We start from the raw sequence: 23,433 nt of genomic DNA on the forward strand, positions 1-23,433 counted from the left end.
GGCGGATAGAATGAGCAAAAATTCCATAAAGAAGCTTAAGGCAGGGGGGAAGGTTCTGCTGGTTCTTTATCTGGCGTGCCTGATTTATTTCATGTTTTTTTCGGAAAGCTACGGGAGAACGGAATTCCATGCAGAGTACCGGTACAATCTGGTACTGTTCCAGGAGATCCGGCGTTTCCTGCGGTATCGCGACATTCTTGGCCTGCCGGCGGTGCTGATCAACGTGGTCGGAAACGTTGTGGTATTTATTCCGTACGGCTGTGGCCTGCCGCTGCTGTTTGAGCGCCTTCAGAGCTTTTTTCGTGTCCTGATCCTTTCCTTTACGACAAGCCTGCTGGCAGAGACGATGCAGCTGATATTCCGGGTAGGCAGCTTCGATGTGGACGATCTGCTGCTGAACACCATCGGCGGGTGCATCGGATACCTGGTATTTGTGGCGCTCCGGCAGTACTGGAGGGGAAAGCATGGCGAGAAGAAGCTATAAATTTACAGATAAAAAACATACCAGACAGGGGCTTGTGTCCCTGGCACTGGCAACGGCATCCATCATTCTCACGGCTGTCTGCCTGATGATGGCTTACAGAATGTCGGGCGAGGCAGGAAGCATGGTGGGCCTTTTGGGAATTCTGTCTTTTCTGGCCAGTATTACAGGGTTTGTCCTGGCGGTCAGAGGCTTTCAGGAAGAGGACGTCTATTATCTCACCTCCCAGGTGGGAGCGGTTCTGAACGGCGTTCTGTTTATCGGATGGGTGCTGGTTTGCATGATAGGAATGTAGGAGGCAGTGAAGATGGAGCTGGAGAGAAGCCGTATGGAGGAAGCGGAAGAGATACGGGAGAGATATGAGCTCTCTATGGAGCGGATACAGGCGATGAAGGAGGAGACCGCCGTGTCGGCTCCTTTTTATGATTATTTTCAGAGGACAGCAGATTTTATTCTGGAAGCGGGGCGCCTGGCGGCGGATGTGAAAGAAGGGCGGCTGGAGCAGATGAGCCTTTCGGAGCTTCAGGAGCAGAACCGGAGGCTTTATGGAGACATTGCCGGGGAAGCATATGAGCAGAGCTATGCCAGCCCAGCGTATGCGGTCCGGCTTCTGGGAGAGGATTACGGACAGATTCTAAGCTTTCTCTACACGGAAATACGCGGTATGACCGCCTGGGCGGCGGAACAGCGGTACACAGATATAACGATAGCAGCGGAGCTGTTTATCGAAGTCTACAATGCATTTGAAGAAGAGCTTCCGTCCGGGAAAAGCCTGCGTGAAATGGTTTACTGGTATGTGAGCGATTACTGCGACCGGCTGATTCCAGAGCGGATCCGGGAGCAGCTGGATCCCTCTCTTTCCTTTGCAAGAGATATCATCTGTGGGGCGGATCTGGACGATCCCAGATATCTGTACCGTTTCGGAGAATACATTTCAGAAAATGAGCTTGGGACGAGCCGGTTTCTGGCAGGGCTTCCCCAGGAAGAGATTGACGCCATGGCGTCTACCTTTACAGAGGGGTACCGGATAGGGTTTGAGAATGCAGGCATCGATCTGGGCAGGAAAAAGACCGTGAATATCCGTTATTCGCTTGGATTTGAACGGGTGGTCCGCGCTGCGGTGGCTCAGTTTGAAAAAATGGGGCTTCAAAGCATTATCTACCGGGAGGCCCGGCACAGCGTCAGCCGCAGGCCCCAGGGAAACCCGGGATACTGCAGCACTCCGCCCAGCAAGCAGTATGTGTTTGACCACAAGGAGGATGCGGCCCTTTACCTGGACAGGAAGCTGGCAGAGCGCCGGCTGTCTGTACTCCACGCGGCCTATGAGGAATATAAGGAGCTGGCGGCGGTCCATGCGGGGCCGGCTGTCATGGAGATCTTCGGAGAACGGCCGTTTCTGCCCAAAAGCTGCAGCGAGGCTCTCCGCCTCAGCGAAAAGCAGCAGGAGCTGAGCGTCTGGTACAACAATGAGGCAGGGCAGCTGGTGAACCGGTACATTCCGGGAGATGAGAGGAGCTTTACAATTATCGCCTGGCCGATTCCGGAGATAGGGGAGAATTTTGAAGAGATTTTCGCTGAGACGGTGAAGATCAACAATCTGGATTACCGCCTGTATCAGGGGATTCAGCAGAAGCTTATCGACGCTCTGGATCAGGGAGCCTATGTGCATATCAAAGGGGCCGGGAAGAACCGAACGGATATGAAGGTGCAGCTCTGGAGCGTGGAGAATCCGGAAAAAGAGACTATTTTCGAAAACTGCGTAGCGGATGTGAATATTCCTGTGGGAGAGGTCTTTACTTCACCGAAGCTTACAGGTACGGAAGGCACGCTGCACGTAAGTGAGGTTTATCTGAATGATCTGAAATATCTGGATCTGGAGCTTACCTTCCAGGATGGGCGGGTCGCTTCCTATTCCTGCGCGAATTTTGAAGAGGAAGAGGAAAACCGCAAGTATATCAGGAACAATGTGCTCTTCAATCATGAGACCCTGCCGCTTGGAGAGTTTGCGATTGGCACAAATACGACCGCTTATATGGTGGCCGGGAAATATGGAATCGCTTCCAAGCTCCCGATTCTGATAGCAGAAAAGATGGGGCCTCATTTTGCGGTGGGGGATACCTGTTTTTCCTGGTCGGAGGATAATCCTACTTATAATCCGGACGGAAAGCGGATCATTGCCAAGGACAATGAATGCTCGATGCTCCGGAAGGAGGATGTGTCAAAGGCATATTTCAATTGTCACACAGATATTACGATTCCGTATGACGAGCTGGAAAGCATCCGGGTCGTCCGGGCTGACGGAAGCGGGATCACGCTGATTGAGAACGGACGCTTTGTCCTGCCGGGAACGGAGGAGCTGAACCGGCCCTTTGATGAAAAATGAGCTTTTCCTGTTGACAGATGAAGCCCGGGCCTGTAAACTCATTTATAAGTGTGACATGATAAAAAGCAAGAAGTTATAAGTAAAACTAATAAATATTTATAGGGAGGTATCTGTTATGGCAAAGGTAGGTATTGTAATGGGCAGCGATTCTGATATGCCCGTGATGAAAAAGGCGGCTGAGGTGCTGGAGCAGCTGGGCGTAGAGTTTGAAATGACGATCATTTCTGCTCACAGGGAGCCGGATGTATTTTTTGAGTACGCAAAGAGCGCGGAGAGCAAGGGCTTCAAGGTGATCATCGCCGGAGCAGGCATGGCGGCTCATCTGCCGGGCATGTGCGCGGCTATCTTCCCGATGCCGGTAATCGGAATTCCGATGCATACCACATCTCTGGGAGGACGTGATTCTCTGTATTCCATCGTGCAGATGCCTTCCGGAATCCCGGTAGCGACTGTGGCGATAGGCGGCGGCGTAAACGCCGGGCTTCTGGCGGCGAAGATTCTGGCCACCTCGGATCCGGAGCTTCTTTCCCGTCTGAAGGCCTATTCAGAGGGATTGAAGGAGCAGGTGGAGAAAAAGGCGGAGAGGCTTGCGGAGGTAGGCTACAAGAACTATTAATGGAGGGATAGAGAATGGATTACAAGAATGCAGGTGTAGATATTGAGGCCGGATACCGGTCTGTGGAGCTGATGAAGGAGCACGTAAAGCGGACCATGCGCCCGGAGGTGCTTACAGGACTGGGCGGATTTTCCGGCGCTTTTTCTATGGAAAAGTATAAGAATATGGAGAAGCCTACACTGGTGTCCGGTACGGATGGAGTGGGAACGAAGCTGAAGCTGGCGTTTTTGATGAATAAGCATGATACGGTGGGAATCGACTGCGTAGCCATGTGTGTAAACGATATTGCCTGCGCAGGAGGAGAACCCCTGTTTTTCCTGGATTATATTGCCTGCGGAAAAAATATTCCGGAGCGGATCGCAACCATCGTGAGCGGCGTAGCAGAGGGCTGCCGTCAGGCAGGCGCGGCCCTGATCGGAGGAGAGACGGCAGAGATGCCTGGCTTCTATCCGGTGGACGAGTATGACCTGGCCGGCTTTGCGGTGGGCATCGTGGATCAGAAGGATCTGATCACCGGTGCGGATATCAAGGCGGGAGATGTACTGATCGGTATGGCTTCCTCAGGAGTTCACAGCAACGGCTTTTCCCTGGTGCGCAAGGTCTTTAACATGAAGGAAGAGTATATGAATACATATTTCGAGATCCTCGGAAGAACCCTTGGGGAGGCACTGATTGAGCCCACCAAGATCTATGTGAAGGCTCTTGAGACTGTGAAGAATGCAGGCGTAAATATCAAGGGCTGCAGCCATATTACGGGCGGCGGCTTTTATGAGAATATTCCGCGTATGCTGCCGGATGGTATGCGCGCTGTGGTGAAAAAGGACAGCTATGAGGTTCCGATGATTTTCCAGATGCTGAAGATAGACGGCCGCATCGAGGAGCAGATGATGTACAATACCTTCAATATGGGGATCGGCATGGTGCTGGCTGTGGATCCGTCCCAGGCAGATTCCTGTATGGAGGCCATCCGCGAGGCTGGTGAGACGCCTTACGTGCTGGGCGAGGTTCAGGCAGGAGAAAAGGGAGTGACGTTATGCTGAAGGTAGCGGTACTGGTGTCCGGCGGCGGCACGAACCTGCAGGCGATTCTGGACGCGGTGGATGCAGGACGCATCCGGAACGCGGAGGTTGTGTCTGTCATCAGCAACAACCCGAAGGCTTATGCCCTGGAGCGGGCGAAAAAGCACGGTGTACCGGCTGTGTGCATCACCCGGAAGGAGTGCGGGTCAAAGGAGGCCTTTGACAAAGCGCTTCTTCAGGCGCTGAAGGACAGCGGAGCCGATCTGGTGGTTCTGGCCGGCTGCCTGGTGGTGATTCCGGAAATCATCATTCAGGAGTACCGGGGACGCATCATCAACATCCATCCTTCCCTGATTCCTTCCTTCTGCGGGACAGGCTATTATGGGCTGAAGGTCCATGAAGCGGCTCTGGAGCGCGGCGTGAAGGTGACGGGAGCCACGGTACATTTTGTGGATGAGGGAACGGACACCGGTCCGATTCTTCTGCAGAAGGCAGTGGAGGTAAAGGAAGGAGACACACCGGAGATCCTCCAGCGGCGTGTGATGGAGGAGGCGGAATGGGAGCTGCTCCCGAAGGCCATCGACATGCTGGCAAATCAGGAGACCAGATAAGAGAACAGTACGGGGAGGTACGGCTATGAAGATTTTGATTGTAGGCTCCGGCGGACGCGAGCATGCCATTGCGTGGAAAATCGCACAGAGCCCCAAGGCGGAGAAGATATACTGCACTCCGGGAAATGCTGGCATAGAAGAGTACGCGGAATGCGTTCCCATCGGGGCCATGGAGTTTGAAAGGCTGGCGGCGTTTGCGAAGGAAAAAGAGATTGATCTGACAGTGGTGGGCATGGACGACCCGCTGGTGGGCGGTATCGTAGACGTCTTTGAGAAAGAGGGCCTGCGTGTCTTTGGCCCCCGGAAAAATGCGGCGATTCTGGAGGGCTCCAAGGCATTTTCCAAGGATCTGATGAAAAAGTACGGAATTCCTACGGCAGCTTATGAGAACTTTGACGATCCGGACAAGGCTCTTGCCTATCTGGAGACGGCGGACCTCCCGATTGTGCTGAAGGCGGACGGCCTTGCGCTTGGAAAAGGCGTTCTGATCTGCAATACTCTGGAGGAAGCCAGGGAAGGCGTGCGGACGATTATGCTGGACAAGCAGTTTGGCACAGCTGGAAACCGCATGGTAATCGAGGAGTTTATGACAGGCCGGGAGGTTTCTGTCTTAAGCTTTGTGGATGGAAAGACGATCAAGTGCATGACGTCCGCCCAGGATCACAAGCGGGCTCTCGACGGCGATCAGGGCCTGAACACCGGAGGTATGGGTACCTTTTCTCCCAGCCCCTTCTATACGCCCGAGATCGATGCATTCTGCCAGGAGCATATCTATCAGGCTACGGTAGACGCCATGGCGGCGGAGGGACGCCCTTTCAAAGGTGTGATCTTTTTCGGCCTGATGCTGACGCCGAAGGGACCGAAGGTGCTGGAGTATAATGCCCGTTTCGGAGATCCGGAGGCTCAGGTGGTGCTTCCGCGCATGAAGAATGATATTGTGGAGGTATTTGAGGCCTGTATCGACGGCACGCTGGATCAGATCGACCTGCAGTTTGAGGACAATGCGGCAGTCTGCGTGGTGCTTGCGTCCGGCGGCTATCCGGTTTCCTATGAGAAGGGCTTCCCCATCGAGGGACTGGAGAGCCTGAAGGACAAGGACGGCGTCTACGTGTTCCATGCGGGAACAAAGAAGGAGAACGGAAAATTCGTCACAAACGGAGGCCGTGTCCTTGGCGTGACAGCCACAGGCCCCGATCTGAAGGCAGCCCGGGCCAATGCCTATGAGGCAGTAAAGCAGGTGACCTTTGAGAAGGCCTACTGCAGAAGCGATATCGGAAAGGCCATTGACGAGGCTTAAAAAAAGAAGCTTATATGATCTATGAGGGAGAACCCCGCGGAAACGGCTGTTTTGACGGCACAGCTGGCGTCCGCGGGTTTTTTTTTTCTGATTTTGCAACTTTTCCTGGCGCCTGATCATCTATATAATGAAAGAAGAAAACAGCGCTGTAGACACACAAGGCAGGTGATAACTGTGACACAGGATTTGTATGATAAGGTTGTCGTTTATATTATAGAAAATCAAAATAAATTTTACAGGCTGGCCTTCAGCTATGTCCAAAATCAGGAGGACGCTCTTGACGCGGTGCAGAGCGCAGTATGTAAGGCTCTGGAGCACTACGGGGAGCTGAAAAACAGGGCGGCTATCAAGACATGGTTTTACCGGATTGTGGTAAATGAAAGCCTTTCCATTCTGCGGGAACGCGGCAGAACGGTTCTGTCGGGAGAGGAAGCGCAGAGGGAAGAGGCCTATGAGGAAAAAGGATTTGAGCCTCCGGAAGAGGATCTGTACCTGCATATCAACCGTCTGGAGGAGGACGTGCAGGAAATTATCAAGCTGAGATTTTACGAGGAGCTGTCTCTCCAGGAGATCTCTCAGATTATGGAAATGAATCTGAGTACAGTGAAATCAAAGCTGTACCGGGGACTGAAAGCGCTTAGGGTGTCTGTTCAGGAGGTGGACGTATGAACCGAATCAAGAATGCAAAAAAGAGGTACGACGAGACTCCTATTCCGGAGGAATTGTCGGAGCGTGTCATGCAGGAAGTGGAGAAAGCAAATGTCAGGAGGGGCAGGATGAAAAGAAGAAAACCAAGATACTGGGCAAGAGGCCTGGCTGCAGCCGCAGCCGCCATGGCAGTCTTTGTGACGGCACTGAATACCAGTACTGCTTTTGCACAGAGTGTTAGTGAGATTCCCGTAATCGGGACGATCGCGAAGGTTTTGACCTTCCGCTCTTACGAGACGGAGACAGAAGATGATCTGAAAATTTCCGTAGAGATTCCCAGCATAGAGATGATTGCGGAGGGAACCGGAAATCTGGCAGAATCCGTAAATGAAGAAATACTTGCGATGTGTGAGCAGTACGCAGACGAAGCGGTGCAGAGAGCCAAGGAATACCGGCAGGCATTCCTGGATACCGGTGGAACAGAGGAGGAGTGGGCAGCCCACAATATTGAGATTAAGGTCTGGTATGAGGTGAAAGCGCAGACCGACAAGTATCTGTCCGTAGCTGTAATAGGGGCAGAGAACTGGACCAGTGCATACAGTGAGACGCGCTACTATAATTTCGATCTGGAAAAAGGACGTCAGGTGACTCTGGAGGATCTGCTGGGAGAGGATTATGCGGCAATTGCAGATGAGAGTATTTTAAGCCAGATTCCGGAGAAGGAAGAGGAAGAGGGCCTGGATTACTGGGAAGAGGACTTTACCGGCGTAACAGAGGATACGAAGTTCTATATCAACGAAGCGGGCAATCCGGTCATCGTCTTCGGTGAGTATGAAATCGCGCCGGGAGCTGCGGGAGAGCCTGAATTTGAAATCGCGAGGTGAGCGGTATGGCGGGGGCAAGATGGAAAGGGCTCCTTCTGGTCTGTTCCGTAGCCTGCCTGCTGTCCGGATGTGCACATCCGGACAGCAGGATTTTAGCTGAGGTTCTTCTGACAGAGGTGGAGCATGTGGAGGATGACAGCGGAAATTTGAAAGAACTGATGCAGCTCCCGGGAATGACGGACCAGGAAACGGCTGATCTGCTGGGAGGCGGAGAGGAAAACTGGACAGAGGATAAGCGCTTCTATATTGGAAGAATCTATCATACAGAGCTTTATGGAGAGAGCTGTTCTGTATTTACAGCCTGCGGCGAAGACATCGGCAGGACTGTAGAATCCGTATCTGTATGGGTTGCAGACGGAGAGCGGGAGGTTACAGAAGAGGAAGTACAGCTGTGGCTGGAGCGGCTCTCAGAAACGATGGATTCACAACCGTTCAGCGAATATCAGTCTGTAGAATCAGGCGCCAGAAGCTGGAAATGGGTAAAGGGTGAAATGGCGGCCAGTATGTACAGAATGAAAGATATATTGACAATAAGCTTTCAGCCGGCAGCCGGCGGGCTTGTTTAAAATTTTGATGCAGGAGGATTTGGAAAATGAAATTCAGAAGGTTGCTTTTGGCAGCAGGACTTACAGCAGTGATGGTGATGGCAGGCTGCGGTCAGGATTCCGCAGAGGATACGGCCGCACAGGAAACAGAACAGACGGAGGAGGTCTCCACAGAAGAGACGGAGCAGACAGAGGATGCAGCAGAGAGCGCTCCGGAGGATGAGAGTACGGCAGAGTCGGATTCTCAGACAGACGCAGGCGATTCTCAGGCGGAAAATGCCGGTGAGGAGCAGACCTATGAAGACAACTTCGCAGTAGACAGCGAGGCAGTGTCAGCATTCGCAGATAAGATAAAAGAAGCGGTTGCGGCAAAGGATATGGAAGCACTGGCAGACCTGACTTCCTTCCCGGTCTATGTGGGAATTCCGGATACGGACGGCATGGTGGAGACAAGAGATGACTTTCTTGCACTTGGAGCGGATCAGGTACTTACGGATGAGCTGCTGGAATCCGTGGCTTCAGCGGATATGAGCGGACAGGAGCCCAGTATGGCAGGCTTTGTGGTAGCAGGTGAAAGCGGCAGGCCAAATATTATCTTTGGCGTCGTCGAAGGAAAGCTTGCGATAACAGGAATTAATTACTAAAAATCGAATAGCTGATGTAAAAGAGGCTGTCACACTATACAATGTGGCAGCCTCTTTGCATGAGGATTTAAAGCGTTGCTCCGGAATATCAACAGGATACAGATATCAGAATACAGGGCATCAGAATACCGACGTCAGGAGCGCGCTTCCCTGAGCGATCAGAAAGCAGAGCGCCAGCCCTACGGCTGCCGGAAGGACTGCAGCCAGAAGCGTCCAGCGCAGAGAGCCGGTTTCCTTCCGGACAGTCATCAGTGTTGTGGCGCAGGGCCAGTGAAACAGCATGAAAACCAGAGTGCACAGAGCAGTGACAGGGGTCCAGCCCTGTGATACCAGAAGCTCCCGCAGATTTGGCAGCGCGGCTGCTTCTGCCAGCACGCCCTGCTGGAGGTAGGCAGCCAGCATGACGGGGATCACGGTTTCGTTCGCTGGGAGCCCCAGGATAAAAGCCAGCAGAATCACGCCGTCCAGGCCAAACAGAGCCGCAAACGGCTCCAGGGCTCCGGCGCACAGGGAGAGAAGGCTGGCGTCCCCGATCCGGACATTGGCCAGCACCCAGATCAGGGCTCCGGCTGGCGCAGCAGCTGATATGGCTCTTCCCAGCACGAAAAGTGTCCTGTCGAGGAGGGAGCGCACCAGGATCTTTCCTGTCTGCGGACGCCGGTAAGGGGGAAGCTCCAGCGTAAAGGAGGAGGGCAGTCCCCGCAGCAGTGTTATGGACAGCAGGCTTGAGACCAGAAGAGCGGTTCCTACAGCTGCGGCAATCAGCAGGGCAAGGAGCAGAGCCGGAACTGCAGAAAAAACAAGAGCGCCGCTGGAGTCCGTCCCCGCAAGGAACAGCATCAGCAGGGTGATGAGGGTGATAAGGGCCGGAAAACGCCCGTTGCAGGGCACAAAGCTGGCAGTAAGCATCGCAATCATGCGTTCTCTGGGAGAATCTATAATCCGGCAGCCAGTCACTCCGACGGCATTGCAGCCAAAGCTCATGCACAGGGTCAGCGCCTGCTTTCCGCAGGATCTGCAGCGCTGAAATGCATGATCCAGATTGTAGGCGATCCGGGGAAGATATCCCATATCCTCCAGAAAGGTAAACAGCGGGAAGAAAATCGCCATCGGAGGGAGCATGACAGAAACCACCCAGGCAAGGACACGGTACGCTCCTTCCACCAGAAGCCCATGAAGCCAGTCAGGTGCTCCAAGGCGTACAAATGCAGACGTCAGTACGTCCTGAAAACGGAACAGAAGCTCGGAGAGCAGCCGGGACGGATAATTGGCTCCGGCAATCGTAAGCCAGAGAATCAGAGCCAGCAAAAGGAGCATGGCCGGATATCCGAACAGGCGGCTGGTAAGGATCTGATCCAGGAACCGATCTGTTTTCCGGGCTTTGTCCGGATCAGCCTGCACAGTTTGGCAGGCAAGCTTTTCTGCCTGGGAAAGGAGGCTTTCGGCAATGGTGTCCGAAAGGCTGGACGTATTCAGTACTGCGTGCGCCTCTTTAAGAGCCTGCCGGACAGAAGGCTCCTCCTTTAAATCATACCCCAGATAATCCTGGAGACCGGCCTCCAGGGAAGCGTCCTCTTCCAGCAGGCGGAGTGCGAGCCAGCGGGCTGGGAAAAGGCCGTTTACCGATCTTTGAATGACAGGCTCCAGAAGCTGTATGGAAGCTTCCAGTGAAGCCGGATACGGCACGGGAGCAGGCACAGGGCGGGGGCCGTCCAGCAGCTTATCCAGAGCTTCGGTAAGAGCATAAAGAGACTGCCTGTTGCGTGCGGAGACTCCGATTACAGGAACGCCAAGCCCACGGGATAAGGCATGCAGATCGATCTGAATTTCGCGTTTCTCAGCCTCATCCATAAGGTTGACGCACACGAGGGTTCGGGGAATCAGCTCGAGAATCTGGAGCACCAGATTCAGGTTCCGTTCCAGGCAGGAGGCGTCGCAGACGGCAATGACAGCTTCCGCCCCGCCGAAGCACAGAAAGTCCCGGGTAATTTTTTCATCGGGAGACTGTGCCATGAGAGAATAGGTTCCGGGCGTGTCAGTGAGCCGGCAGGTATGAAGGGCCGTCTGAAAGGCTCCGGCAGCCTGTTCCACAGTTTTGCCCGGCCAGTTGCCGGTGTGCTGGTGCATTCCGGTCAGGGCATTAAACAGTGTGCTTTTTCCCACGTTTGGATTTCCTGCCAGCGCGATGGACCTTGGCGCGTGCTTTTTGGAAGCGGTTCCCTGCCGGAAAGCCTCTCCCTGCGGTTCCACGAGGACATAGCGGCTGTCCCGGTCTCGGATAGCGATGACTGCTCCGCGGATCAGGAAAGCGCCGGGATCGCCGGACGGACTGCGGCCCACGCAGGAAATTTTTGTATTCACTCCAAGTCCCAGATCCAGGAACCGCCTCCGGAGCTGTTCGGGACAGGAAAGCTTTCGGACGCGGGCGCTCTGCCCGGGCTTTAATTCATTTAAGGCACTGTATTTGGAAATCAAGGAATCCCACCTCCCGTAAACTCTGTGCCGAGACTGAACACAAACCGTTCTGTGCGGCAATTTTTGCGCATCTGAGCCTGCTTCAGGCTATTCCCATACCTGCGCCGCGCAGGCCTCCGTATGGCGGGGATGTGAAAAAAGAGCTGCCGCAGTGTATTATAGAATATGCCAGTAATCTCTAATTTGACAAACAAGGGACTTTGCTATTATAATAAGGGCAGTGTAAGGCGGCTTTGGATGAGATACGCCATAAAAACAGGGATAACGCAGGATATGTGATGATGGAGGATAAAAGGATGAAGAAACTTTACCGGAGACGGGGAGTTGGAAAATATGTTGGAGGGCTGGTTTTATGCGCGGCCTGTGCGCTGTTTCTGGCAGCTGGCTTGAATGGACGGGCAGCCCGGACAGGTACAGTGTCTGTGGAAAGCGCCCGTGTACGCCAGGAGGCGTCGACGGACGCAGGAATTGCAGGCTCTCTTTCTTCAGGAGATACGGTAGATATTATCGATGAGACAGAAAGCGGCGGTTCTACCTGGTATCAGATCAGCTATACCCAGGACGGCGAAGAAGTGACAGGCTGGCTTCGTTCCGATCTGCTGACTGTCGCGGAGACAGAGGAGCCGGAAGAAACGGCAGAAGAGCCGGAAGAGACGGCAGAGACGGAGACTCCGGCGGCGGGCTATACGATTCAGGAGCCGTCCGAGGCTCCTGCGGCAAATTATCTGACACAGACTACGGTTCAGTCTGGAGATACGAGCTATACGGCCTGGCAGGCGGATGCGGACACAGCCCTTTATCTGGTTTGGGCTGCGGCGCCGGACGGAAGTACAGGATGGTACTGGTATGATCCTGCGCAGAATACCTTTCAGCAGGATCTTGGACAGTTTTCCTCCCAGGGTCTGGTTTCCGCCCTTCAGAATGAGCTGACAAGCCTGAAGGAGTCCAGTGCAGATGACTTGAGCCTGCGTCTGTACATTATCATCGGGCTTGGCGTACTCAGTGTGATCCTTCTGGTTCTCGTTATTGTCTTTGCAGTAAAGAGCCGTAATGTGGAGTACGAATATTACGATGATGACGACGACGTGGATGACGATGACAACGACACGGAGTACGATGATGATGACGGCTACGGGGAGGAAAAGAAGAGAAAGAAGGGCGGCCTGTTTTCCAAACGCAGAAAGGATTCGGAGGAAGAGGACGACGAGGATGATTTCGATGACTTCCTGGCAGCGGTGAACCGGAAGCGTTCCGAAGGCTCTGGCTTTGATTCTGGCGAGGAGGAAGACGAGGCAGAGGAGGGTGAAGAAAAGGTAGATTTGACGCTTACGGCAAACCTTCCCCAGATTGATATGAGCGCTGTGGAGGAAGTAGAAAAGAAAGCTGATAGGGCTGCAGGAGAGAAGAAGGCTCAGAAAGCAGAAGAAAAGAAGCTTCAAAAGACAGAAGAGGACGACGAGGATTTTGATATAGAGATTCTTGATTTTGATGATCTGGATCTGTAGAATACAAAAGTGGAAAAGGTCTTGAGTCAAAAGCCCGGCTGTATGCAGGGGCAGAAATCAGGAGAAGAAAAAGGGCGGGGTGACAAACCTCGCCCTTGCAACAGGAGGAATTTATGTTTGAAAATTATACGGAGAGGGCTGCGAGGATACTGAAGCAGGCCGAAAGGATCTCAAAGGAGCTTGGGCAGAATTATACCGGCACAGAGCATATTCTGATTGCAATGCTGAGGGACAGGGACTGTGCTGCCGCGCAGCTTTTGGAGGAGAGAAAGGTAGAGGAAAATACGGTAAAGGAGCTGATTCGGGACCTGATTTCCCCGGAAGGCGGTGTGGCGCTGGCAGAACCGTCCGGATTCACGCCCAGGGCAGAGAAGGTGCTGAGGGAAGCGCAGCAGGAGGCGGCGCGCTTTCATGAGAGACTGGCAGGCACAGAGCATATTCTGATTGCGATGCTGAAGGATATAGAATGTGCGGCAAGCCGGCTTTTGAATACGATGAACGTCAATGTCAAGGAGCTGTATTCTGCTATGCTGGATTCCATGGGCAGAACGGGGCAGGAATACCGGGAGGAGTTTGCCCGTGCATCCCGCGGCCAGAGCCGCGGCACCCAGACGCTGGAGCAGTACAGCCGGGATCTGACACAGCTGGCCAGGGAGCGGAAGCTGGAGCCCTGCATCGGCCGGGAGGATGAGATCCGCCGCCTGGTTCAGACCTTGAGCCGCAGAACCAAGAATAATCCCTGTCTGATCGGCGAGCCCGGAGTAGGAAAAACGGCGATAGTGGAGGGCCTGGCAGAGCGCATTGTGGAAGGAGCAGTTCCCGATTCTGTAAAAGGAAAGCGGCTTTTGGCCCTGGATCTGTCCGGCATGGTAGCGGGGACGAAATACCGGGGTGAATTTGAGGAGCGAATCAAAAATGTCATGGATGAGGTGATGCAGGCAGGGGATGTGCTTCTGTTTATTGATGAGCTTCACACATTGATCGGAGCGGGAGGAGCAGAAGGGGCCATGGACGCGGCCAACATTCTGAAACCGGCTCTCTCCAGAGGCGAGCTTCAGGTCATCGGCGCCACGACAGTAGAGGAATACCGGAAGCATATTGAGAAGGATGCCGCCTTGGAGCGCCGTTTTCAGCCAATCATGGTAGAGGAGCCCAGTGAGGAGGAGACGGTAGAAATCCTGAGGGGCGTCCGCAGAAATTATGAGCGCCATCATCAGGTGGAGATTCAGGATGAGGCGCTGGAGGCGGCAGTAAAGCTGTCCAAGCGTTATATCAGCGACCGGTTCCTTCCGGATAAGGCGATCGACCTGATGGATGAGGCCTGTGCACGGGTACGCCTGGGAGGGACCCGGACGGTTCACGCGGCGTCCGAGTTGGAGCAGAGCAGTGCAAAGCTCCTGGAAGAGATGGAGCAGGCTGTCCGCAGGCAGGACTTTGAGCGCGCTGCCGGTCTGCGTAAGGAACGCGCCCAGCTTGAAGAGAAAATTTCTAAGGAGCGGTCCAAGGCCGGGCACAGCCGCGGCAGGAAGGTCTTGTCGGTAGGGGAAAACGAGATTGCGCAGATCGTTTCTGACTGGACCAAAATTCCGGTCAGCAAGCTGGAGGAGACGGAGACGCAGCGGCTGCAGAAGCTGGAAAAAATTCTGCATAAGCGCGTGATTGCTCAGGATGAAGCCGTGACTGCAGTCGCAAGGGCAGTCCGCCGGGGCCGCGTAGGCCTGAAGGATCCGAACCGGCCCGTGGGATCCTTTTTATTCCTCGGCCCGACCGGAGTCGGAAAGACAGAGCTGTCCAAAGCTCTGGCAGAGGTGCTGTTTGGCCGGGAAGAGGCTATGATCCGCGTCGATATGTCGGAGTATATGGAGAAGCACAGCGTTTCCAAGCTGATCGGAGCTCCTCCCGGATATGTGGGACACGACGATGGAGGCCAGCTTTCCGAAAAGGTGCGGCGCAATCCCTATACGGTGATCCTGTTTGACGAAATTGAGAAGGCGCACCCGGATGTGTTCAACATTCTGCTTCAGGTGCTCGATGACGGACGTATCACGGATTCCCAGGGCAGAACGGTGGATTTCAAAAATACGGTGATTATCATGACCTCGAACGCGGGAGCAGGCTCCATCATTTCGCCCAAACGGCTTGGTTTTGCCTCGAAGGATGATGAGAAACAGAACTATGAGGCCATGAAGGGCAGCGTGATGGAAGAGGTGCGCCGGATGTTCAAGCCGGAGTTCCTGAACCGAATCGATGAGATTATCGTGTTCCATGCACTGAATAAGGAGCAGATGAAGCAGATCGTCTCGATCCTGTTCCGGGAGCTTGCGGCCCGGTGCAAGGAGCAGATGGGAATCTCGCTGAAAATCCGTGACAGCGTGAAGACGCATATTGTGGATACCGCCTATGATGTAAAATACGGCGCCCGGCCCCTGAAAAGAGCGATTCAGACCCAGGTGGAGGACCCGCTGGCAGACGCTCTTCTTTCCGGAGAGGTCCGCAAAGGCGCGGAAGTGACGGTTACCGTGCGAAAGGGAAAGATTGTGTTTGTTTAGTCTGCAGGAAAGGCCGGCGCTTTGAAGTCCGGGCTTGCCGGGGACGGCGGAACTGGTGAAAAAAGATCTGGAAATAAGAACAGGGATCGTTTATAATCAAAGCATCAAAAGATCCATCGGGAGGACGAAAGAAAATGGCAGCAGTAAAAGAATTAATCCGTGCAGAAGAAGACGGCAGCATCAGCTTTGGCGACTATGAGCTGGCATCTAAGACAAAGAAGCAGGATTTTGAATATCAGGGAGATCTTTACAAGGTAAAGACTTTCCGCGAGATCACGAAGCTGGAGCGGAATGACATGTTTGTGTATGAGTCTGTGCCGGGGACAGCAGTAGAGCATTTCCGTGCGGATGCAGACAGTGTGGAGTTCCAGGTGGAGGGGCCGGAGGACGCACAGATTACCCTCGGCATGGAGGATGATACGGAGTATCTGACAGTCGTAGACGGTGTGAGCACAGGCGCGATCAAGACGGGACTGGGCGGAAAGCTGGTTTTGAGTGTAGAGCTTGGAAGCAAAGAGGCCGTAAGCGTAAAGGTATTGAAAGCGTAGGAAGCAGTATGGCAAAAGGCAGGACGACGGTATTCTTCTGCCAGAGCTGTGGGTATGAGTCGCCCAAATGGCTGGGGCAGTGTCCGGGATGCCGGGAATGGAATACCTTTGTAGAAGAAACTGTTGAAAAAAAGAGCGCCGGAAGGGCGAGAGAAGAAAGAAGGGCAGCCGCAGCGCCGGTCTGCCTTTCTTCTATTGAGATGAAGGAAGAGCAGCGGATCCGAAGCGGGTCGGAAGAGCTGGACCGGGTCTTAGGCGGCGGGATTGTGCCCGGCTCCCTGGTTCTGGTGGGAGGAGATCCCGGGATCGGAAAATCTACGCTGCTTCTTCAGGTCTGCAGGACGCTGTCCTCGGACGGGCACGAGGTACTTTACATCTCAGGGGAGGAATCCTTAAAGCAGATCCGTCTCCGGGCAGATCGGATCGGAACCTTTTCTGACAGGCTGCGCCTGTTCTGTGAGACGAATCTGGATATCATTCAGGATACGATTCGGAGCGGCAGGCCGGAAATCGTGATCATCGACTCGATTCAGACCATGTACAGCGAAAATATCAGCTCCGCGCCGGGCAGCGTATCCCAGGTGAGGGAAGCTACTTCCGTGCTGATGCAGCTGGCTAAGGGGCTGGGAATCTCCGTGTTTATCGTAGGCCACGTGACCAAGGAGGGAACTGTGGCCGGCCCGAGAGTGCTGGAGCATATGGTAGATACGGTTCTCTATTTCGAGGGCGACAGGCACGCTTCCTACCGCATCTTAAGAGCTGTGAAAAACCGCTTTGGCTCTACCAATGAGATTGGCGTGTTTGAGATGCGGGAAAACGGTCTTGTGGAGGTGGAAAACCCTTCGGAATTTATGCTGAACGGGCGGCCGGAGGCTGCTTCCGGCTCCATTGTAGCTTGTTCTATGGAAGGGACGCGTCCCATTCTGCTGGAGATTCAGGCGCTGGTGGCGAAAAGCCCCCTGGCTATGCCCAGGCGGACAGCTGCAGGTATGGATTATAACCGGGTAAATCTTCTTTTGGCGGTGCTGGAGAAGAGGCTGAAGCTTCCTCTTTCAAACAGTGACGTCTATATCAATATCGCAGGAGGCATCCGGATCAATGAACCGGCTGTCGATCTGGGGGTTGTGCTGGCGATTGTATCCAGCGCCCGCGATAAGGTGATTGATGAGAAGGTGCTGGCGTTCGGCGAGGTAGGCTTAAGCGGCGAGGTGAGGGCCGTCAGCCAGGCTGCGGGCCGGGTGCAGGAGGCAAAGAAGCTGGGCTTTACTACGGTGATTCTTCCTGAGGTATGCCGGGAGCAGATTGGCAGGATAGAAGGAGTCCGGCTGTGCGGCGTGCGCACGGTGGCGGATGCGGTGGGAGTGATTTTGTAATGCGGTTTCGTCCGTGTATTGATATTCACAATGGCAGAGTCAAGCAGATCGTCGGGGGAAGCCTGAGAGATCAGAGCGATTCTGCGGAAGAAAATTTTGTATCGGAGCAGACGGCGGCCTGGTATGCGTCTCTGTACCGGAGGGACGGCCTGAAAGGTGGGCATGTGATCCTGCTGAACGGGGCAGATTCCCTGTATTATGAGGCGACCCGGCAGCAGGCGGAGGAGGCGCTTGGAGCTTATCCCGGCGGGCTTCAGCTGGGAGGCGGCGTCAATCCGGAAAATGCAGAAGGCTGGCTGAAGGCAGGGGCTTCTCACGTTATTGTGACCTCTTATGTGTTCCGGGACGGGCAGATTCAGTATGATAATCTGGAGAAAATGAGGAATACTGTAGGAAAAGAGCATCTGGTACTGGACTTAAGCTGCAGGAAAAAAAATGAGGACTATTATGTGGTCACAGACCGGTGGCAGAGGTTTACGGAGGTCAAGGTGACGCCAGAGCTTTTGACGGAACTGGCGGGAAGCTGCAGCGAATTTCTGCTCCATGCAGTGGATGTGGAAGGAAAGGCTTCCGGAATCGAACAGGAGCTGGTCCGGATGCTGGGAAGCTGGGAAGGAATTCCCGTTACCTACGCCGGAGGCGTGGGAAGCATGGGAGATCTCGAGCTTCTTAAGGAGCTTGGAAGGGGCCGCGTGGACGTGACAATCGGGAGCGCCCTGGACCTTTTTGGCGGTTGTATCCCCTACCAGAATGTGGTATACTTGAACTAAGTTCCAATCGGCTGAAAAGAGGCTGCGCCGCCTGCATGTATGACCGGCTGCGCCGCTGTTTCCGGCAGCTGGATGGCAACGCAAAAAAGCGTAAAGGAGTTGAGTCTATGCGTTATATTATCAGCGGAAAGAACATTGATGTGACAGAGGGGCTTCGGACAGCGATTACGGACAAACTGGGGAAGCTGGAGCGCTATTTTACTCCGGACACGGAAGTACAGGTAACCTTGAGTGTCGAGAAGGAAAGACAGAAAATTGAAGTAACGATTCCTGTGAAGGGGACGGTGATTCGCTCCGAGCAGGTGAGCAATGATATGTATGTATCCATAGATTTGGTAGAAGAGGTGATCGAACGCCAGCTTCGCAAATATAAGAACAAGATTGTGCAGCGCGAGCAGGGAGGCGGGAGCTTCCGCCAGGAATTTATCGATAAAGAGGCAGAGGATGAAGAGGTACGCATCATCCGTACCAAGCAGTATGATCTGAAGCCTATGTATCCGGAAGACGCCTGCGTGCAGATGGAGATGCTGGGACACAGCTTTTATGTATTTGTGAATGCAGAGACCGATCAGGTTAACGTCGTTTACAAGAGAAAGGGCAATACCTACGGGCTTCTGGAGCCGGAGAAATAAAGGCAGGATAAAAAATAAACCGTCAGGCAGGAAGCCTGAGAGGTCTTAAAAGAAAAAATACAGCGGGGATGCCGGGACGGCCAGGAGAGTCAGCCGTCCGGCATCCCCGCTGTCTGCGGCGCTTTTCAAAGGCTGGACAGCCGGCCGCAAAACGCCGCTCTTCAGGCCAGGCTTCCAGGCCTGAGAATTTCTTTTCTTGAATAATCCTCCATATAGTGTTAAAATACAAAACAGAGTATTGCCTGAAGCAAAATGCGGGGGCAAGGTGAATTGACCGAAGGTCAAGAGAAGGCCCCCTGGGGTGCAAGGTGAATTGACCGAAGGTCAAGAGAAGGCGGCCTGGGCCGCAAGGATTGGAGTAATCAGATGGGTTTTTTAACAAAGGTATTTGGAACACACAGTGAGCATGAATTAAAGAGAATCTATCCTATCGTGGATCGAATCGAGGCGCTGCGTCCGGAGATGATGAAGCTGTCGGACGAGGAGCTGAAGGGAAAGACGAAGGAGTTTAAGAAGCGCCTGGAAAATGGCGAGACACTGGACGATCTGCTGGTGGATGCGTTTGCGGCAGTCCGCGAGGCAGCCAGACGTGTGCTTGGCATGGAGCATTACCGGGTACAGCTGATCGGCGGAATCATTCTGCATCAGGGCCGTATTGCCGAGATGAAAACGGGTGAAGGAAAGACGCTGGTATCTACGCTTCCCGCATATCTGAATGCGCTGGAAGGAAAGGGCGTTCATATTGTTACAGTAAATGACTACCTGGCCCACCGTGATGCAGAGTGGATGGGAAAGGTGCATGAGGCTCTGGGACTGACCGTGGGCGTGGTGCTCAATGGCAGCACAGGCGATGAGCGCCGGGCAGCCTATGCCTGTGACATCACCTATGTGACGAATAATGAGCTTGGATTTGATTATCTGCGTGACAACATGGTCATCTACAAGGAGCAGCTGGTTCAGAGAGAGCTGCATTACGCGATCATCGATGAGGTAGACTCTGTTTTGATCGACGAGGCCAGAACGCCTCTTATTATTTCCGGTCAGAGCGGAAAGTCTACGAAGCTCTACGAGCTTTGCGACGTGCTGGCAAAGTCCATGAAGCGCGGCGAAGCCAGTGGTGAGTTCAGCAAGATGAATGCTATCATGGGCGAGGAAATCACGGAGACCGGAGATTTCATTGTCAATGAGAAGGATAAGATTGTAAACCTGACGGCAGACGGCGTGAAGCGTGTAGAGGACTATTTCCACATTGAAAATCTGGCGGATCCGGAAAACCTGGAGATTCAGCACAATATCATTCTGGCTCTGCGTGCGAACTATCTGATGCACCGGGATCAGGATTATGTGGTAAAGGACGATCAGGTTCTGATTGTAGACGAGTTTACGGGACGTATCATGCCCGGCCGCCGGTATTCTGATGGTCTGCATCAGGCCATCGAGGCAAAAGAGCACGTAAAAGTGAAGCGTGAGAGCAAGACGCTTGCAAATATTACCTTCCAGAATTTCTTCAATAAATACGAGAAGAAGGCCGGTATGACCGGTACGGCTCTGACAGAGGAGAAGGAGTTCCGTGAGATCTACGGTATGGACGTTATCGAGATTCCCACGAACCGTCCGGTTATCCGTAAGGACCTGGATGACGCTGTATATAAGACGAAGAAGGAAAAATTCCATGCGGTAATAGAGGCTATCAAGGAAGCCCATGCAAAGGGGCAGCCGGTTTTGGTAGGTACGATCACGATTGAGACCTCCGAATACCTGAGTGGTCTTCTGCGCAGGGAAGGCATTCCGCATGAGGTGCTGAATGCGAAGTTCCACGAGCGCGAGGCGGAGATCGTGGCCCTTGCCGGACAGCATGGAGCCGTGACTATTGCCACGAATATGGCTGGCCGTGGTACAGATATCAAGCTGGATGATGACGCCCGCGCCGCAGGCGGACTGAAAATCATCGGTACCGAGCGTCATGAGGCAAGGCGTATCGACAATCAGCTGCGCGGCCGTTCCGGACGTCAGGGAGATCCGGGTGAGTCCCGTTTCTATATCTCTCTGGAGGACGATCTGATGCGCCTGTTCGGATCGGAGCGTCTGATGGGTGTATTCAATACTCTGGGCGTGCCGGAAAACGAGCAGATCGAGCACAAGATGCTGTCTGACGCCATTGAGAAGGCCCAGAAGAAGATCGAGAGCAACAACTTCGGTATCCGTAAAAACCTGCTGGAGTACGACCAGGTTATGAACGAGCAGCGCGAGATTATCTACGCGGAGCGCCGCCGTGTACTGAACGGTGAGAGCATGCGCGACGCCATCTATAAGATGCTGACGGATACGGTGGAAAATGTGGTAGACAGCCTGATCGGCGACGACCAGGACAAGGCAGACTGGGATCTGCGGGGACTGAATGAGACGCTGCTCCGGACAATTCCGCTGGAGCCCATTACACCGGAGCGCATTGCAGATAAGAAAAACAAGAATGAACTGAAGCATATGCTGAAGGAGGAGGCTGTGAAGCTCTACGAGCTGAAGGAGGCCGAATTCCCGAATCCCGAGATGCTCCGCGAGCTGGAGCGCGTGTTCCTGCTGAAGGTCATTGACCGGAAGTGGATGGATCACATCGACGACATGGATCAGCTCCGCCAGGGCATCGGCCTGCAGGCCTTCGCCCAGCGCGATCCGCTGGTAGAGTACAAGCTGAGCGGCTATGAGATGTTCTCGGCTATGACAGCCAGCATCCAGGAGGAGACTGTCCGGATTCTGCTTCACGTGCGCGTGGAGGAGAAGGCTGAGCGTGAGCAGGTAGCCAAGGTAACCGGAACCAATAAGGATACGTCGCTGGCGAGCGCGCCGAAGAAGCGCGAGGCCGCCAAGGTATATCCGAATGATCCCTGCCCCTGCGGAAGCGGAAAGAAGTATAAGCAGTGCTGCGGAAGAAAGGCATAAGATGAAAATAATCCCTGTTGGATGTTTACAAAATTGAATGTTAACTCCAACAGGGATATTATTTTTGATATGGTTAATTAGCGGCTTTTAGCAGCCTATTATTGCAGTATGGTAATAGTACTATCTACGGCAATTATGCATAGTATCAACATAGTGCTTTAATGGAGCGAGTTTTTCGGGAGAAGCTTCATTTAAGTAGTCAGCTCCAAAGAAAACCCAATCAGCACCTTGTTTCATTGCTTCGATTGCCTCTTCCAATGTGTCAGCAGCACAGCTTACAGGAATTTGTACAGCCTTTTTTACTTCTCTAACGCCGTCAGACTGACGGCGTGTTTTGTTATACTGAGATTCGTCAAAACCAAAGTGTATGCATATTCCATCTACTCCTAACGAAGCAACTTCTTGGGCTCGTTTAGGAGCATCAGCGACACTTACTCCAAACAGGTCGGCTAACACTTTAATACCACAGTCTTTTCTTGCTCTTAATGCTTCCAAGGTTCCATAATCATTATTAACTACAGATACAACTGCATAATCAGCACCTGCTTTTTTTGCTTCCATGAAATAGGAATAACATCCATCCTGGGCCTTAAAATCTGCCACAACAGGACGGGAACCTGCAACTTCTTTTAAAGCAGCAATAGCTTTATATCCTTCTCCATATAGTAATGGCGTACCGGCTTCAATCCAATCGCATCCGGCTTCAACAGCCATTTTTGCAATTGCAACAGCTGATTCTAAATCAGGTACATCAATTGCTGCCTGCACCCATGGCATTTGATTGTAAGTATTTTGTTCCATAAGAAAACCCTCCTTTTATTCGCATAATGCTGTATTTGTTATCAATAGTGTAAAATAATAAGTATAAAAAATCAAGTACTTTTATAAAAGTTATTAAAAAATAATTGACAGACAGATTTTTCTGTTGTAGAATATAATCTATAAAATAAAGAACTTTAATAAAAGTATATTAATAATAAGCAAACAGGAGGTTGGGTGTATGAAAAAAATGAATTGGGAGATTGCTCAGGTATGCCTTGTGGTCAACGATTTGGATGCGGTGTTGAAAAATTACTGGGAAAAGCTGGGCATAGGTCCCTGGAACATTAGACGACTAAATAAAGATATTTGTCGGGAATATGTGTTTCAGGGTAAAGAGGAAACAGAAGATTTTGCTTTTGACTGTGCGTGTTGCTGGGTAGGAAATGTAGAGCTTGAAATATGTCAGCCTGTTACGAAAAATAATCCAGCGTATTTGTGGCTGGCCGATCATGGTGAAGGATTACATCATATAAAATTCCGATTTAAAGACGAAGAGATAGGAGAAGCAATTTCCTTTTTCGAAAACCAGGGAATGCCGATCCTGCATTCTGGTAAAGTAGACAAAGATTGTTGGTACTATCCGGATACACATGAAAGCTTGAGAATTAATATTGAAATTGGAAATTCTGGAGAGATTGATTTACCGGCACGTTATTTTCCGGCTAAAGAGGAAATGTGATATGACATTGGGGTG

21 protein-coding genes are annotated in these 23,433 nt (G+C 52.8%); 19 read left to right on the forward strand and 2 right to left on the reverse strand.

Features of this window, described 5'->3' with window-relative positions; genetic code table 11:
• The first annotated feature begins 10 nt into the window (after nt 1–10).
• The 11 genes from B5E77_RS02625 (at nt 11) to B5E77_RS02675 (ending at nt 9,128) form a co-directional block, all read left to right on the forward strand.
• Nucleotides 11–484 (forward strand): VanZ family protein, encoded by a 474-nt coding sequence (locus tag B5E77_RS02625; protein ID WP_087163837.1) that lies wholly within the window; start codon nt 11–13, stop codon nt 482–484.
• Nucleotides 465–776 carry a DUF6142 family protein gene (locus B5E77_RS02630; protein ID WP_087163838.1) on the forward strand — a complete coding sequence of 104 codons (312 nt, stop codon included), beginning with the start codon at nt 465–467 and terminating at the stop codon, nt 774–776. The genes B5E77_RS02625 and B5E77_RS02630 overlap by 20 nt, the downstream gene beginning before the upstream one ends.
• A gap of 12 nt (nt 777–788) precedes the next feature.
• A complete protein-coding gene (locus B5E77_RS02635) occupies nt 789–2,864 on the forward strand; it encodes an aminopeptidase (RefSeq protein WP_242963558.1) in 2,076 nt (691 codons plus the stop codon).
• A 115-nt stretch (nt 2,865–2,979) separates the two neighbouring features.
• A complete protein-coding gene (purE, locus tag B5E77_RS02640) occupies nt 2,980–3,480 on the forward strand; it encodes a 5-(carboxyamino)imidazole ribonucleotide mutase (protein WP_087163839.1) in 501 nt (166 codons plus the stop codon).
• A 14-nt stretch (nt 3,481–3,494) separates the two neighbouring features.
• On the forward strand, nt 3,495–4,520 hold the full coding sequence (gene purM, locus B5E77_RS02645) for a phosphoribosylformylglycinamidine cyclo-ligase (RefSeq protein ID WP_087163840.1): 1,026 nt from the start codon (nt 3,495–3,497) through the stop codon (nt 4,518–4,520).
• On the forward strand, nt 4,514–5,110 hold the full coding sequence (gene purN, locus B5E77_RS02650) for a phosphoribosylglycinamide formyltransferase (RefSeq protein ID WP_087163841.1): 597 nt from the start codon (nt 4,514–4,516) through the stop codon (nt 5,108–5,110). The genes purM and purN overlap by 7 nt, the downstream gene beginning before the upstream one ends.
• A 25-nt stretch (nt 5,111–5,135) precedes the next feature.
• Entirely contained in the window at nt 5,136–6,407 is a 1,272-nt protein-coding gene (gene purD, locus B5E77_RS02655; protein ID WP_087163842.1) for a phosphoribosylamine--glycine ligase, read from the forward strand.
• A 174-nt stretch (nt 6,408–6,581) separates the two neighbouring features.
• On the forward strand, nt 6,582–7,076 hold the full coding sequence (locus tag B5E77_RS02660) for a sigma-70 family RNA polymerase sigma factor (RefSeq protein WP_087163843.1): 495 nt from the start codon (nt 6,582–6,584) through the stop codon (nt 7,074–7,076).
• On the forward strand, nt 7,073–7,939 hold the full coding sequence (locus B5E77_RS02665; RefSeq protein WP_087163844.1) for a DUF3298 and DUF4163 domain-containing protein: 867 nt from the start codon (nt 7,073–7,075) through the stop codon (nt 7,937–7,939). Before B5E77_RS02660 ends, B5E77_RS02665 begins: the two co-directional genes overlap by 4 nt.
• A 5-nt stretch (nt 7,940–7,944) precedes the next feature.
• Nucleotides 7,945–8,505 (forward strand): hypothetical protein, encoded by a 561-nt coding sequence (locus B5E77_RS02670; protein WP_087163845.1) that lies wholly within the window; start codon nt 7,945–7,947, stop codon nt 8,503–8,505.
• 26 nt (nt 8,506–8,531) lie between these two features.
• A complete protein-coding gene (locus tag B5E77_RS02675) occupies nt 8,532–9,128 on the forward strand; it encodes a hypothetical protein (protein WP_087163846.1) in 597 nt (198 codons plus the stop codon).
• Nucleotides 9,129–9,248: 120 nt separating this feature from the next.
• Here the strand turns inward: B5E77_RS02675 and feoB are convergent, their stop codons facing one another.
• A complete protein-coding gene (gene feoB, locus B5E77_RS02680) occupies nt 9,249–11,603 on the reverse strand; it encodes a ferrous iron transport protein B (protein ID WP_162609625.1) in 2,355 nt (784 codons plus the stop codon).
• 296 nt (nt 11,604–11,899) lie between these two features.
• On the opposite strand from feoB, the gene B5E77_RS02685 reads away from it, so the two are divergent.
• The 7 genes from B5E77_RS02685 to secA all read left to right on the forward strand — a co-directional run bounded on the left by B5E77_RS02685 (nt 11,900) and on the right by secA (nt 21,917).
• Nucleotides 11,900–13,108, forward strand: coding sequence for an SH3 domain-containing protein (locus tag B5E77_RS02685; RefSeq protein WP_162609626.1), 1,209 nt, complete (start codon nt 11,900–11,902; stop codon nt 13,106–13,108).
• 113 nt (nt 13,109–13,221) lie between these two features.
• A complete protein-coding gene (locus B5E77_RS02690) occupies nt 13,222–15,657 on the forward strand; it encodes an ATP-dependent Clp protease ATP-binding subunit (protein ID WP_087163848.1) in 2,436 nt (811 codons plus the stop codon).
• 134 nt (nt 15,658–15,791) lie between these two features.
• Nucleotides 15,792–16,205 (forward strand): endosialidase, encoded by a 414-nt coding sequence (locus B5E77_RS02695; RefSeq protein ID WP_087163849.1) that lies wholly within the window; start codon nt 15,792–15,794, stop codon nt 16,203–16,205.
• 8 nt (nt 16,206–16,213) lie between these two features.
• Nucleotides 16,214–17,578 (forward strand): DNA repair protein RadA, encoded by a 1,365-nt coding sequence (gene radA / locus B5E77_RS02700; RefSeq protein WP_087163850.1) that lies wholly within the window; start codon nt 16,214–16,216, stop codon nt 17,576–17,578.
• A complete protein-coding gene (gene hisA, locus B5E77_RS02705; RefSeq protein ID WP_087163851.1) occupies nt 17,578–18,348 on the forward strand; it encodes a phosphoribosylformimino-5-aminoimidazole carboxamide ribotide isomerase in 771 nt (256 codons plus the stop codon). Before radA ends, hisA begins: the two co-directional genes overlap by 1 nt.
• Nucleotides 18,349–18,455: 107 nt before the next feature.
• The gene (hpf, locus tag B5E77_RS02710; protein WP_087163884.1) at nt 18,456–18,980 is read left to right on the forward strand and encodes a ribosome hibernation-promoting factor, HPF/YfiA family; all 525 of its coding nucleotides are present in this window, start codon (nt 18,456–18,458) and stop codon (nt 18,978–18,980) included.
• Nucleotides 18,981–19,346: 366 nt separating this feature from the next.
• Entirely contained in the window at nt 19,347–21,917 is a 2,571-nt protein-coding gene (secA, locus tag B5E77_RS02715; RefSeq protein WP_087163852.1) for a preprotein translocase subunit SecA, read from the forward strand.
• A 120-nt stretch (nt 21,918–22,037) separates the two neighbouring features.
• Here secA and B5E77_RS17185 read toward each other — a convergent pair whose 3' ends face one another.
• Nucleotides 22,038–22,718, reverse strand: coding sequence for an orotidine 5'-phosphate decarboxylase / HUMPS family protein (locus B5E77_RS17185; RefSeq protein WP_087163853.1), 681 nt, complete (start codon nt 22,716–22,718; stop codon nt 22,038–22,040).
• A 199-nt stretch (nt 22,719–22,917) separates the two neighbouring features.
• Between B5E77_RS17185 and B5E77_RS02725 the strand changes: the two genes are divergently transcribed.
• A complete protein-coding gene (locus B5E77_RS02725; RefSeq protein ID WP_087163854.1) occupies nt 22,918–23,418 on the forward strand; it encodes a VOC family protein in 501 nt (166 codons plus the stop codon).
• Nucleotides 23,419–23,433: the final 15 nt, after the last annotated feature.

Origin of the sequence: Lachnoclostridium sp. An131 (assembly GCF_002160825.1) — a bacterium.
In the GTDB taxonomy this organism is placed as follows: Bacteria; Bacillota; Clostridia; order Lachnospirales; family Lachnospiraceae; genus Laedolimicola.